Below are 12,709 nucleotides of genomic sequence, written 5' to 3' on the forward strand. Positions count from 1 at the left end.
CGCACCGCTGTGCGCGACGAGTGCAGACTGAGTGCTCGCCCCTACCCGCTCACGACGTGCCGCTCATCAGGCTCAGCCGGGCCCGCACGTAAGCGACCATGGTCCGGTAGGCCTCGGCCTCCTCGATGCCGGAGAAATCGATGAGTTCCCGGAAGCCGTTGTCGGCGATGAGGCTCTCGAACTGCTGGCAGCCCTGCTCCGCGCGCGCCTGGTCGCCCACGTCGAACGCGGCCCGCGCGAGGATCGCCGCGATGGCGCACCGGGGGCCGTTCGACTCGCTGACGCCTTCCGCCAACCCCCACTCCGAAACCGTCACCGCCCGCTCGAGCTGGCCGAGTTTCCAGGAGGATTCCGCGATGAGCTGCGCGTAGCGGATGTTCAGGTGATCGAGGTGCTGCACCATGGCGATGGCCAGCCCTTCGTCCGCGGCCCGTACGCCGTCGTCGAACCGACCGGATCCGAGGCGTGCTCTCGTGAGTGTCAGCAGCGACACGGCGAGCAGTTCCTGACGCCCCGTACGCCGGGCGAGAGCCACGGAGTCGTCGCCGTACGCGTTGGCCGCGTCGTGGTCGCCACGCGACATGGAGAGCACGGCCAGGTTTCGCAGGACGTCAGCCTGTCCGGCGAGGTCCCCGGCGCCTTCGAAGATGGACAGGGCTCGACGTAGGTATTCGTCGGCCGGTGGCAGCGGGGCGAAGACCTCGCCGACGGCACGAAGAAGTTCGGCCTCCATCAGCGGTTCGCCGAGCGCGCCGGCCATGTCGAGGATCGCGAGGACGGTCGGTGTCCGGCCCGCGGGGATGGAGTTGGTGCCCGGCGCCGAGGCGACGAGGACCATGGCCGCGGCCTCGCGCCCCAGGCCGTGCGCGAGAGCAAGATCGATCGTCGCCCACAGCGCTGGCCGTTCCCGCGCGTACCAGGTGGCGGCCTCTGACACGCTGTCGAACGACTCAGGCGTCACATCCGGCGAGACACCGGTGACGGTGCCGATCGGTTGGCGGTGGTGCGTGGCGTACGCGGCCCGGGCGGAGTGCAGGTAGTGCATGACGAGACGCCGCTCGTACTCCGGTCTCTCCTGGTCCTCGTCGAGAAGCTCGGCCGCGTAGGCCCGCAACAGGTCGTGCAGGAGATACCGCCCGGACTGCGCCTCGTCGAGCAGGTTCGCGGTCACCAGTTCGGTGAGCAGCGCGCGGGCCCTCGTCCGACCGACGCCCACGACGCTCGCCATCGATTCCAGTGACATCCCCGGACCCGGATGGACGGCGAGAGCGCGGAACACCTGCGCCGTCGACGATGCGAGCGCGCGGTACGACCACGAGAACACCGACCGGACATCGTCGGACGAGTCCGCGCTGGACAACGCGTCTAGTCTGGCTGACGGGTCGGCGACGGCGCTGACGACCGCGCTCAGTGGCAGGGCCGGGTTGAGCGCCACGCGGGCGGCGACGATCGCCAGTGCGAGCGGCAGCCCGGTGCAGAGCGCGATGACCGTGTCCAACGAATCCGGGTCCACGGTGGCGCGTCGGGCACCGAGACGATTGATCAGAAGCTGCCGGGACTCGGCTCCGGTCAGCCGGTCGACCTGCAGATAGCGCGCGCCCTCCCGGGTGACGAGGCTCGTCATCCGGTGGCGGCTCGTCACGATGACCAGAGAGCCCCGCGAGGCCGGCAGCAGCGGCCGGACCTGGTCGGAGTCGCGGGCGTTGTCGAGGAGGATCAGGACGCGACGACCGGCTAGGCGACTGCGGTAACGAGCCGCCTGGGCGTCGACGTTCTCCCGTGGTGACGACACCGCCGGCTCGCCGAGTGACGCGAGCAACGTGGCGAGCGCCTCCTGCGCTGACATGACCCGTCCGTCCGGGTCCAGGCCCCTCAGGTTGAGGAACAACTGGCCGTCGGGAAACTCGTTGGCGATCTGGTGGGCCCAGTGCACCGCGAGAGCGGTCTTGCCGATGCCACCCATGCCGCCGAGCACGGTGATCACGATCGTCGCGTCGCTGAACGCGTCGGGCAGTAGGGCGTCGAGCACGGCGGCCATGTCGTTGCGTCGGACGAAGCCCGCGACGGGCGGCGGCAGTTGCGCGGGCCGGGGAGCGTCCGGTGGACGCGGCTCGTCCTGCGTGGTCCAGCCGCTGGCGAGCAGTTCCCGGTACGCCTCCCGCAGTTCGGGCCCCGGATCCACCCCCAGTTCCTCGGCGAGCCGGTGACGGGTCCGCTCGAAGACCTGCACCCCCTCGGCCCGGTGGCCGGTGGCCACGTACGCGCGCATCAGGCACGCCTGCAGGGCTTCGTCCAGCGGGGCCGCGGCGGCCACGCTCACCAACGGGGTCAGGGCGGCCTCGGCCATGCCGTGGGCCATCGCGGCCTCGCTGGCCGCGAGCGCCACCGCGACGCGCTCCCGTTCGATGGCCACGAATTCCGGCGACCGCAACGCGCCGGCCGGAAGGTCGGTGAACGCGGGGCTGCGGCCGAGCTCCAGTGCGGTCAGGTACGCCCGCACGCCGGCCACGGCATCCCCGCCGGAAAGCGCCTCGCGGGCCCGCCGGACCAGCTCGCGGTACATGGCCAGATCGGAGGCCTCGGTCGCGAGGATCAGGCGGTAGCCCGTACCGGCCGGTAGGAGGTAGCGACCGGTCTCGCGGACGTCCAGGTCCGGTTCCAGAATCCGCCGGAGGTTACCGACGTGCCGGTGGATCTGGTTGGCGGCGCTGGCCGGAGGTTGGTCGTCCCACACACTGTCGACGATGTTGTCGAGGCTGACCGCGTCACCGCCGGCCGCGAGGAGCTTGGCGAGGATGATCCGCTGGCGGACCGGGCCGAGGTCGACGTCCGCGCCGTCCCGCCGACAGCCGAGACCGCCGAAGACCTTGAACTCGCAGTGGGACGGCGGCCCGTCCGGGAGCCTGCGGTCGGGCGTGGTCACGATTGTCATCCTAGAGATCAAAGGGCGGCGGCTTCGCTTTTCGGCCCAAGCCTGCGGCTTGTCCCGACACGCCGCATCGCCCATCTCTCGTTGTCTTTCGGGAGCCAGGGACTACGTGATTCGGGTGATTCGCGAAACGCTGCCCTATCCGTACCTTCGGCAGGGTTCCCAGCGTGGAACGCAAGCCCAAGGAGTACGCATGCCCCGTGTCACCGTTGGCTCAGAGGGAGCCGACCCGATCGACATCTATTACGAGGATCACGGCGCCGGCACGCCGGTGGTCCTCAGCCACGGCTATCCGCTGAGCGGGCAGGCCTGGGAGAAGCAGGTCGCCGCACTGCTCGCCGCCGGTTACCGCGTCATCACGTACGACCGGCGGGGTTGGGGCAATTCCAGCCAGCCCGCCGGTGGGTACGACTACGACACGTTCGCCAGCGATGTGAATGTGCTCCTCGAGACACTGGACGTGCGCGACGCCATCCTCGTCGGCCACTCGATGGGGACCGGTGACGTCGCCCGGTACCTGGGTCGCTACGGCACCGGACGCGTCGCGAAGGCCGTCCTGATGTCGCCGATCCCGCCGTTCCTGCTGAAGACGGACGACAATCCCGAAGGCGCTCCGCAGGCGTTGTTCGATGGATTCATCCAGGCCGCGCGGGCGGACCGGGCCGGGTGGCTCACGCAGTTCCTGCAGAACTTCTACAACCTCGACGTATACGGCGGATCACTGGTCAGCGACGAGGCTTTCCAGGCCAGTGTGAACGTGGCCGAGGCCGGATCTCCCGTCGCCGCCGTTGCCTGTATCCCCACCTGGCTCACGGATTTCCGCGAGGACCTGCCCAAGATTGACGTTCCGGTACTCGTGATTCAGGGCGACCAGGACCGGGTCCTACCCCTCGGGGTGACCGGTCAGCGGCTGTCCGCCTTCATCGCGGACACGCGACTGCTCGTCATCGAGGGCGGGCCGCACGCCATCGCGTGGACCCACAGCGATCAGGTCAACGCCGCTCTGCTCGACTTTCTTCAGAAGTGAGAGGAACCATCGTGAAACTGTCCTTTCGCCGCCGCCTCATCTGTGTGGGCGCGGCCGTCGGCGCCCTCGCGGTGACAGGCGCCGGCATCGGCACCGCGCAGGCATCCACGAACCACGTCGTGCAGTCGCGCCCCACGGCCAAGCCGACGGTCGTGCTCGTGCACGGGGCGTGGGCGGACGGGTCCAGCTGGGACAAGGTGGCGGCGAAGCTTCAGCACGACGGCTACCGGGTGGTCACCCCGCCGAACCTGCTGTCGGGCGTGGAGAACGACGCCGCGAGTCTCCGCGCGTACCTGGACACCATCACCGGACCGATTGTCCTCGTCGGGCACTCGTACGGCGGCATGGTCATCACGAGCGCCGCTCTGGGCGATGAGCAGGTCAAGGCCCTGGTGTACGTCGACGCGTACATTCCGGACCAGCACGACACCGTCTTTTCGCTGACCTCGGCCGTGCCGGGCTCGGTCTTCGGTGGCGACACGTCCGCCGTCTTCGACCAGGTCGCGATCCCCGGTGACCCCGGCAACGTCAACCTGTACGTGAAGCCGTCGGTCTTCGGTACGGCGTTCGCCGGCAAGAGCATTCCCGCCAAGGACGTGGCCGTGCTGGCCGCCCGGCAGCGTCCGCTGGCCTTCAGCGCTCTGGTCGAGGAGTCCGGCGAGCCGGCGTGGAAGACGATCCCCTCGTGGTCGGTGATCGGCAAGCAGGACGCCGTCATCCCTGCCGCCGAGCAGGTCGTCATGTCCGAGCGGGCCAAGGCGCACAGCATCCAGATCAACGCCCCCCACCTGTCCATGGTCACCGACTCGGGTGCGGTCACCAACCAGATCGAGGCCGCCGCCAAGGCGACCGACTGACCCGGCGGCCGGCCGTGGCACCGCACCGCGCGATGCCACGGCCGGCCGGGAAGTGGCCGCGTGGACTGGTCCAGCCCACGCGGCCACTGCTGCTGCCGATGTCACGAGACCTCGTCAGGTGGTCGTGCGCGCCGCCTCCAGGATCACCTTGGTGACCTGGTCGGGGTGTGAGATCAGGCCCAGGTGCCCGGCGTCGATCCGGGTGATGTCCGCCCCCGCCCGCTCCATCATCTCCTCCTGGCGGGCCGGCGGAATGACCCGGTCCTCGGTGCCGACCACGGCCCACGCGGGGATCGTCTTCCACGCCGGCTCCGTGGCCGGCTCGCCCAGGGCGTTCGTGGCCAGGGCGGTCTGGGTCGCGGCGAGCACCTCCGCCTGCCGGCGGGGCAGACCGTTGGCGAAGCCGGGGATGAACACCTTCGGCAGGACGTACGCGTCGGCCGCACCCTCCGGGGCACCGGGGAACGGCACGAGCCGGAAGACGCTCGTGGGGTCGGTCAGAGCCGGCTCGAGGATCGAGCCGGAGCCCGCGGTGAGTTCCTCCACGGTCTCCCCCTTGTCCGGCGCGAAGGCGTCCACGAACACGAGCGCCTTGACGTTCCTGTTGCCGGTGGCGGCGTCGCTGATCACGAAGCCACCGTACGAGTGGCCGGCGAGCACGATGGGACCGTCGATGGTGGACAGGAAGTCCTTCAGGTAGCCGCTGTCGATCGACGGCCCCCGGCCGGGTTGCGGCGCGACCTGGACGTCGAAACCGCGCGCCTGGAGTCTGCGGATCTCTCCGTTCCAGCTCGAGCCGTCGGCCCAGGCACCGTGCACGAGGACGATCGTCGGTCTGGTGTGGTGCCCCTCGTCGGGGGTTGGTTGCACACCGCCGTCCGCGAACACGCTTGGGGTGCCTGAGCCCAGCACCGTCGCCAGAGTCGCGGCAGCGAACGCCGCGGCGATGACCTTTCGCCGACGTAGCGAGATTCCGAGCATGTCTGTTCTCCCTCGTTGGTCAGTGGTTTCCGAACGCGGGCAGATGCGCGTGTCTGTCGACGCGGCCCAGTCGGAGCCGCGACCGGTCGGGAACCGCCGCCGAGTGGCGCGTCGACCGGTGGCGGGCCGGCCTCCGATGCCGCGTCGACTGCATGATCGCCCGACCTCACGGTACTGACAATCAGTCAAAATTTAGGGCATAAATCGGAAAAAGGCTCAGGTATGCTTTTTCCGAGAAATACACCAGAAAGTGCTCCTCTCGGGCCGCCCGGGCGACCCACGATCCCCATCGGGGCCAAGCCGCGTCTGGCGCCAACGGCGACGATCCATCAGCCCGCGGTGGTCGAATCGGCGACGCCGGGCTCCGACCTACGCTCGTCGGCGCGGTCAGAGACGGAACGCGGCGAGGATCAGACTCGCGTAGCGACGCCAGACGGCCGGATCCCGTTCGTCCAACGCGATAAGTTGGCGGACCACGCCGCACAGCACGACGCGCACGTCGGGGGCGCCGACATCCGGGCGGACCAGGCCAGATGCCTTCGCCGCCTCGATCAGACGACCGATCAGGTCGACAAGCTCCGCGGCGGGTAGCAAACGGCCTTCGAAGAACACCGCCGCGAGGCCCCGGTCGCGGGCCAGATGATCGAGCAGGTCGGGCACGTAGTCGAGCAGCGCGCGGTAGGCGTCGGCGTCGGCAAGGGCGGCCAGCGTACGCGCCCGCAACGACTCGAATCCCTCCTGTGCGACCGCCAGCACCAGTTCGTCCTTGCTCGGGTAGCTGCGGTAGACCGTGGCCCGCCCGACTCCGGCCCGCGCCGCCACCTCGGGCACGGTGACGTCCAGGCCCCGCTCGGCGAACAGTTCACGGGCCGCCGCGACGACCCGCTCGTGGTTTCGCAGCGCGTCCGCGCGTCGCAAGACGCTCACTGTCGGCCCGGCTCGAGGGGCAGCAACCCGGGTTCCTGGTGGACGTCGAAGCCGGTCTCGTGGACCCGCTCGAACCGACCGTCCTCGGCCAGCTTCGCGAAGTAGTACACCTCCCGGTTGACGACCGTTCCATCGGTCATGGTCATCGTGTAGCGGTGCCGCTCGGCGTAGTTCAGGCCGTCGTACAGTTCGTCAAGCACCGTCACCGCGCCCTCGACGACCCTGCTGCGGATGCCGGCGACCATCTCCGCGAACTCGGCGCGATCGCGCGTGCGGCCCTCGGCGATGTGGACAAGGCCAGGGGCGTAGTACTTGTTCAGCGCCTCCTCGAGAGTCAGGTGCGGCTCGAAGGCCACGTCGCGGATGGCGTCGCTGATGCGTACCGGTGTCATCGGGCCGTCCTCCCACTATCCGGACTTCCGAGTCCGGTTAGCGTCGACAGTAACGGACTCGGAAGTCCGCTACTAGGTGACGCCGATGACACCCGCCCGTCGCGACGTGTCTGCCGCAGCCAAGCTGGCCATCACCGCGTACCCCTCCGGGCGATCCGGCACCTACGGGTCGCGGTGGCCTGCACATCAACAGGGGCAAGATCTGCTCCTGACGTGCCACGCGGGAAAGGCGACGCCATTGCCGGGGTGCGGCGGCACGGCCACACCCCGGCAGGCATGGGCTTCTGGTCAGCAGCCGAGCCGCTTGGTCGACAGGGCGATGTCGTCGATCCAGAGTTCGAACTCCCCGGGCGTCGTGCCGCCCTGGTAGAGCTGCCAGCCGATCTTCACCGTGTCGACGGTGGGCAGGACGAAGGGGACGTCGTTGCCGCCGTGATCGTTCGTGGAGGCGGTCAGCTCCGGGTTCGCCACGCCGTCGATCCACACGACGACGCGGTTGTCCGCCGCGTCGATCTTCCATTCGAAGCACTGCCAGGTGTCCTCGACGACCGGGGCGGACTCTCGCCAGTTGGTCCAGTCACCGGTCGGGCCTCCGTCGGCGCCGATGCCCCAGAACGTCCCGGGGACCGTGGGCGCGAACTGGCCACCGATCGGACGGACGACCTCGGCGCTGCCGCTGCCGGTCGCCTCGACCAGCGTGAAGTGCGCCCAGTCCGGAGCGGTGGGGAAGGCGTCGACGCGCAGACGCATCCGACCGTAGAAGCGGTCGCCGGGGGCGGCGAAGTCGTCGACGCGCAGGAAGGCTCGTCCGTTGTCGACCGTGTGGACGTGCAGCACCTGGTTGCCACGGCGGGCACGCTCGACGGTGAGCGTGCCGTGGCGGGTGTCGACACCCCAGTTCACCGTGCTGGGCCCGCCGACCGGCAGGCGCTCGAAGTCCTCACAGAAGAGCAGGCCACGGGGGCACGATCGAGGGGAGGCGTCCGACGCGGCGGCGGGAACGCTGCCGGCGGCGGCACCGAGAACCAGGGCGGCGCTGACCGCCGCGAGAAGGCTGCGCATGGTCGTTCTCCATATCGACGAGGTGCGGTAGGTGAGGGCGGTCCGGCCACGACGGCGCCCGGGCCCGGAGCCGGTGGCTCCGGGCCCGGTCAGCGCTCGCAACGCTCAGGGACCGGTACGTGTCGCCCGTCAGGGGCTGGTGCAGGAGAGGCTGCCGGGCGCCGTGCTGCTGTTGCCGTTGGCCAGGAAGCCGAAGGTGGTCGAGGCGTTCGCGCCGAGGGACCCGTTGTAGTCGGCGTTACGGACGCTGACCGTCCCGCTGGTGCCGGTGTTGACGCCGTTCCAGACGTTGGCGATGGTCTGTCCGCTGGCCAGCGTCAGCCGTACGGTCCAGCCGCTGAGGGTGGCGGAGCCGTTGTTGGCGACCGTGACCTCGCCCTGGAAGCCCCCGTTCCAGCTGTTGACCATGCGGTACGTCGCGCTACAGGCACCCGGCGGAGGCGTGGTCGGCGGAGGCGTCGTCGGCGCAGGCGTCGTCGGCGCAGGCGTCGTCGGCGCAGGCGTCGTCGGCGCAGGCGTCGTCGGCGTCGTGCCCGGCACGGTGGTGGAGGCGGCGTTGAGCGCGTTGAGAACGGCGGTGTACGCCGCCTTGGGGTTGCTGTTGCGGTCGAAGAGCAGCGGGTTCTCGCTGCCGCGCCAGGAGTCGCTGTCCCGGATGCCCCAGGTGGTGATGCCGACGCAGCGGGGCACGTTCATGCACGCCTGGGTCAGGCCCTGGTACTGACTGGTCGAGGCGTTGGTGACGTCCGCCTCGGTCAACGCCACGTCGACATCGAGGGCCGCGAAGCTGGACAACGTCTGCTGGAAGTTACCCGGCAGCGAACTGCCGCCGGTGAAGTGGGTCTGCAGGCCCACGCAGTCGACCGGGACGCCTCGGGCCTTGAAGTCCCTGATCATGTTGTAGACGCCCTGCGTCTTGGCGTACGTCCAGTTCTCGATGTTGTAGTCGTTGTAGCAGAGCTTCACGCTCGGGTCGGCGGCACGCGCGGTCCGGAACGCCACCTCGATCCAGTCGTTCCCGGTGGACTGCAGGTTCGACGACCGTCGACTGCCGTTCTCGGCGAAGGCCTCGTTCACCACATCCCAGTACGCGAACTTGCTTTTGTAGTGCGCCATCACCCCGTTGATGTGGCTGATCATCGCGTTCCGCAGGGCACTGCCGCTCAGGCTTCCCCAGAACCTGGGCTGCTGGGCGTGCCAGGCCAGGGTGTGACCACGGAACCGCATGCCGCGCTGGGCGGCCCAGTTGTAGATCGCGTCACCGCGCTGGAAGTTGAACTGGCCGGGGTTGGGCTCGGTCGCGTCGGGCTTCATCTCGTTGACGGCCGTCATCATGTCGAACTCACGGCTCGCGATGGTCAGGAAGCCGGAGTCGTTGAGGCGGTCCGATCCCATGGCGGCGCCGAAGTACCGGCCGCTGCGCTCGGCGGCGGCCTTCAGGGTCGTCCCGGGCGGCCCGGGGAGGTCGGCGCGGGCGAGGGTCGCCAGGGCCATCGACGACACGGTGATCGCCAGGGCGCAGGCTCCGCCCAGGAGCAGCCTGGCGGGTCCCCTGGTTCGGCGTTGGGGTCGAGCGGGTACGTCGTTCATCTGTGCTTACTCCTCGGTGTTCTGTCCGGTCCATTGCCCGACCCGAGGCACGGCTCGACGATCGCCGCACGGCCGACGACCCGGAGCGCGCGCTCGCCACTGGACCAGCACGCCGCGGGTGACGTCGAGCCGGCGTCAACCCCGCCGCGCCCGAAATCGGTGGCCACCGCCGGCTGCCCGGCCCGCCCGGTGGATGGCGAACACCCCGCCGCCCGTACGCCCCTGCGGAGCGACACTGCCCTGCCGCGATGCTATATCGAATCAGCTCGATCTGGGCGGTCGGCAGCCGATGACGTTGGCGCACGGGGCGGACGACCAGCGGGTTTGGCATCGACCCGGGTCGATGTAGTGTGGAAACGCTCCCACACCACCTCCACCACCTGATCGAGGAGCCGAACATGCAGCGACGGCGACATCGCCCGGCCACCATGCTGGCCGGCCTGCTCATCCTGACCCTGTCCGTGCTACTGGTACCACCCGCGTCGGTGGCCAGCACCGCGGCAGCCGGCACATCCCAAGCCCGCGCGACACCCCTCACCGAGCTGACCGTCGTGTCCGAGCGGGTGGCGTTCGGTCTGCAGCGCCCGATCGCGATCACCGGCCTGCCGGACGGTCGGATGTTGATCGCGGAGAAGAACGGCACCGTACGCGCATACCACCCCGACACCGGCCTGGCGGCCGATCCGGTGCTCGACCTGACCGCCCGGATCGACACGTCCGACAACGAGCGCGGCCTGCTCGGCATCACGCCGGCGCCGAACTTCGCACGCACCGGAATGCTGTACGTGGCCTACACGAGCCTGCCGGCCGGCACGCTGACCCTGGCACGGGTGCCGCTCGGCGCTCCCGACCGGCTCCAGGTGCTGCTCACCCAGGAGCACGCCGAGTTCGGCAACCACAACGGCGGACAGGTGGCCTTCGGCCGCGACGGCTACCTCTACTGGTCCACCGGCGACGGCGGCAACGCGAACGACCCGTTCAAGAGCGGCCAGAACCTCGGCACCCTGCTCGGCAAGATCGTACGGATCGACGTCAGCCGCAGCTGCGGGAGCAAGCCCTACTGCGTACCCTTCGACAACCCCTTCGTCCGCACGGCGGGCGCGCGGCCGGAGATCTGGGTCTACGGGCTGCGCAACCCGTGGAAGTTCTCCATCGACCCGGCCGACAACTCGCTGTGGATCGGCGACGTCGGCCAGGGCCTGATCGAGGAGATCAACCACATCCGCCCGTCGCAGCGCGGCGCGAACCTCGGCTGGTCCTGCAAGGAGGGCACGCCGGTCTTCGACCAGACGCAGTGCCGGCCCGGAGTGCGGCTCACCGACCCGGTCGTCGAGTACGAGCACTACATGACGGAGAACTGCTCCATCATCGGCGGCCTGGTGTACCGGGGGTCCGTCACCCCGGAGGCGCGCGGGACCTACATCGCGAGTGACTACTGCTCGACCCGCGCGTTCGCCGTGCGTCCCACGTCCACGGGCCGCTACGAATCCGCCGAGATCGGCACCTTCCCCACCCAGCCGACGGCGTTCGGCGCCGACGTGAACGGCGAGCTGTACGTACTCAGCGACCTCCCTGGCTGGCTGAGCAAGGTGCGGTTCGAGCGGGTCCAGCCCACCCCGACCACGGGGGTGACGAACCGCTGAGCCTCGGGTAGCCCCTTCGCACCCGGGACACCACCGTGGACGGCCGCGCACGTGCGCGGCCGTCCACGCCTCGTCGATCGGTCGTGCTCAGTCGAGCGGTCGGTTGTATTCGTGGAAGCCGACGACCCTGCCGTTCCGGACCATGATGTGGATACAGTGCCGGGCCGCGTACGGCTCGTCGAAGAAGACACCCCGAGCCCAGTCCTCGAAGACGACACGATCTTCGGCGACGGTCTTGGAAATCACCTCGACCTTGTCGAACCGGCTGGCGCCAGGTGCGAACACGCTGAAGAACCCGACCAGCTTCTCGCGCCCTTCAGTCCCGGTGAAGTGACCGGTCTGCGGGGCCGGGAGGATCACGTCCACCTCATCGTCGAAGAGGTCGAAGAAGCTCTCCCACACACCGGTCTGGAACCCCTGGATCAGGGCGTCGTACGCCTTGTCGGCGATCACTCGAACCTCGTCGCTCATCGTCTTCCCTTCAGGTGACATTGCGGATGTGACCACCGTCGACGCGGAGGTTGGCGCCACTGATGTAGCCGGCCAGCGGGCTGGCGAGGAAGGCGACCGCTGAGGCGATCTCGTCCGGCCGGCCGAGTCGCCCGATGTCGTTGGGCACCAACTCGTTCGTCGCGTCCTGCTCGATCCGCTCCCAGGTCTCGCCCCATCCCCGCTCGGGAGCGATCTCGATCAGCAGGTCCTTGACGGCCTCGACGAGGATCGCTCCGGGCGCGACGATGTTGGACGTCACGCCGGTGCCCGACAGTTCCCGAGCGAGCGACACCGCCAGGTTGTGTCGAGCGGCGAGGGTGGCGTTGTACTGCGGGTGCTGGAACAACGGCTGGGTCGCGAGACCGCCGCCAATGGTGATGACGCGTCCCCAACCACGCTCACGCATGGCAGGCACAAGTCGCTGGATCATCCGTACGCCAGAGATGACGTTGCCCTCGTACGTCTCGCGCCAGGAGTCCGGCGTGGCGTCGGTCCAGGAAAGGTGCTTGTAGGCGCCAGCGTTGTTGACCAGGATGTCGACCGGGCCTCCGGCTAGCGCTGCGGTAGCTACGGCGTCCGCACCCTCGTCCGTGGTGAGGTCGCCGAGCGCGGTGTCGGCTTTCCCACCGACTGCGCGGATCGCCTCGGCCACTGCCACGGCCCGCTTCTCGCTCCGTCCGTGCACGACCACCTGGGCGCCTTCGGCGGCGAGTAGCCGCGCCATCGCCTCACCGAGCCCGGAGCTCGAGCCGGTCACCAGGGCACGCTTGCCGGTCAGTTGCAGGTCCATCAGGTCCCCCTCTTCTCCG

General features: G+C 69.4%; 11 protein-coding genes. 3 read left to right on the top strand and 8 right to left on the bottom strand.

Annotated features, from left to right (window positions below; all coding sequences use genetic code 11):
- Positions 1-49: 49 nt before the first annotated feature.
- Positions 50-2,923, bottom strand: coding sequence for a BTAD domain-containing putative transcriptional regulator (locus ACTFTM_RS20240; protein WP_449562044.1), 2,874 nt, complete (start codon positions 2,921-2,923; stop codon positions 50-52).
- 199 nt (positions 2,924-3,122) lie between these two features.
- On the opposite strand from ACTFTM_RS20240, the gene ACTFTM_RS20245 reads away from it, so the two are divergent.
- Both ACTFTM_RS20245 and ACTFTM_RS20250 read left to right on the top strand, forming a co-directional pair.
- On the top strand, positions 3,123-3,956 hold the full coding sequence (locus ACTFTM_RS20245) for an alpha/beta fold hydrolase (protein ID WP_449566680.1): 834 nt from the start codon (positions 3,123-3,125) through the stop codon (positions 3,954-3,956).
- A gap of 11 nt (positions 3,957-3,967) precedes the next feature.
- Positions 3,968-4,813 carry an alpha/beta hydrolase gene (locus ACTFTM_RS20250; RefSeq protein ID WP_449562045.1) on the top strand — a complete coding sequence of 282 codons (846 nt, stop codon included), beginning with the start codon at positions 3,968-3,970 and terminating at the stop codon, positions 4,811-4,813.
- Positions 4,814-4,927: 114 nt separating this feature from the next.
- Here ACTFTM_RS20250 and ACTFTM_RS20255 read toward each other — a convergent pair whose 3' ends face one another.
- The 5 genes from ACTFTM_RS20255 to ACTFTM_RS20275 all read right to left on the bottom strand — a co-directional run bounded on the left by ACTFTM_RS20255 (position 4,928) and on the right by ACTFTM_RS20275 (position 9,765).
- A complete protein-coding gene (locus ACTFTM_RS20255; RefSeq protein ID WP_449562046.1) occupies positions 4,928-5,794 on the bottom strand; it encodes an alpha/beta fold hydrolase in 867 nt (288 codons plus the stop codon).
- Between the two features lie 387 nt (positions 5,795-6,181).
- Positions 6,182-6,712, bottom strand: coding sequence for a TetR/AcrR family transcriptional regulator (locus ACTFTM_RS20260; RefSeq protein WP_449562047.1), 531 nt, complete (start codon positions 6,710-6,712; stop codon positions 6,182-6,184).
- Between the two features lie 5 nt (positions 6,713-6,717).
- Positions 6,718-7,113, bottom strand: coding sequence for a hypothetical protein (locus ACTFTM_RS20265; protein WP_449562048.1), 396 nt, complete (start codon positions 7,111-7,113; stop codon positions 6,718-6,720).
- 288 nt (positions 7,114-7,401) lie between these two features.
- Positions 7,402-8,175: a hypothetical protein gene (locus ACTFTM_RS20270; RefSeq protein ID WP_449562049.1), complete on the bottom strand. Its 774-nt coding sequence runs from the start codon at positions 8,173-8,175 to the stop codon at positions 7,402-7,404.
- Positions 8,176-8,304: 129 nt separating this feature from the next.
- On the bottom strand, positions 8,305-9,765 hold the full coding sequence (locus tag ACTFTM_RS20275; protein ID WP_449562050.1) for an endo-1,4-beta-xylanase: 1,461 nt from the start codon (positions 9,763-9,765) through the stop codon (positions 8,305-8,307).
- A 398-nt stretch (positions 9,766-10,163) separates the two neighbouring features.
- On the opposite strand from ACTFTM_RS20275, the gene ACTFTM_RS20280 reads away from it, so the two are divergent.
- Positions 10,164-11,408 carry a PQQ-dependent sugar dehydrogenase gene (locus ACTFTM_RS20280; RefSeq protein ID WP_449562051.1) on the top strand — a complete coding sequence of 415 codons (1,245 nt, stop codon included), beginning with the start codon at positions 10,164-10,166 and terminating at the stop codon, positions 11,406-11,408.
- Positions 11,409-11,495: 87 nt separating this feature from the next.
- Here the strand turns inward: ACTFTM_RS20280 and ACTFTM_RS20285 are convergent, their stop codons facing one another.
- Positions 11,496-11,879 (bottom strand): nuclear transport factor 2 family protein, encoded by a 384-nt coding sequence (locus tag ACTFTM_RS20285; RefSeq protein ID WP_449562052.1) that lies wholly within the window; start codon positions 11,877-11,879, stop codon positions 11,496-11,498.
- Positions 11,880-11,889: 10 nt separating this feature from the next.
- The gene (locus tag ACTFTM_RS20290) at positions 11,890-12,690 is read right to left on the bottom strand and encodes an SDR family NAD(P)-dependent oxidoreductase (RefSeq protein ID WP_449562053.1); all 801 of its coding nucleotides are present in this window, start codon (positions 12,688-12,690) and stop codon (positions 11,890-11,892) included.
- Between the last annotated feature and the right edge of the window lie 19 nt (positions 12,691-12,709).

This window comes from Micromonospora sp. RB23, assembly GCF_053585025.1.

Bases quoted from the DNA above. Each gene is read 5' to 3' on its own strand.
- ACTFTM_RS20245 (WP_449566680.1), top strand. From the start codon at position 3,123: ATGCCCCGTGTCACCGTTGGCTCAGAGGGAGCCGACCCGATCGACATC.
- ACTFTM_RS20255 (WP_449562046.1), bottom strand. From the start codon at position 5,794: ATGCTCGGAATCTCGCTACGTCGGCGAAAGGTCATCGCCGCGGCGTTC.
- ACTFTM_RS20265 (WP_449562048.1), bottom strand. From the start codon at position 7,113: ATGACACCGGTACGCATCAGCGACGCCATCCGCGACGTGGCCTTCGAG.
- ACTFTM_RS20270 (WP_449562049.1), bottom strand. From the start codon at position 8,175: ATGCGCAGCCTTCTCGCGGCGGTCAGCGCCGCCCTGGTTCTCGGTGCC.
- ACTFTM_RS20275 (WP_449562050.1), bottom strand. From the start codon at position 9,765: ATGAACGACGTACCCGCTCGACCCCAACGCCGAACCAGGGGACCCGCC.
- ACTFTM_RS20280 (WP_449562051.1), top strand. From the start codon at position 10,164: ATGCAGCGACGGCGACATCGCCCGGCCACCATGCTGGCCGGCCTGCTC.
- ACTFTM_RS20285 (WP_449562052.1), bottom strand. From the start codon at position 11,879: ATGAGCGACGAGGTTCGAGTGATCGCCGACAAGGCGTACGACGCCCTG.
- ACTFTM_RS20290 (WP_449562053.1), bottom strand. From the start codon at position 12,690: ATGGACCTGCAACTGACCGGCAAGCGTGCCCTGGTGACCGGCTCGAGC.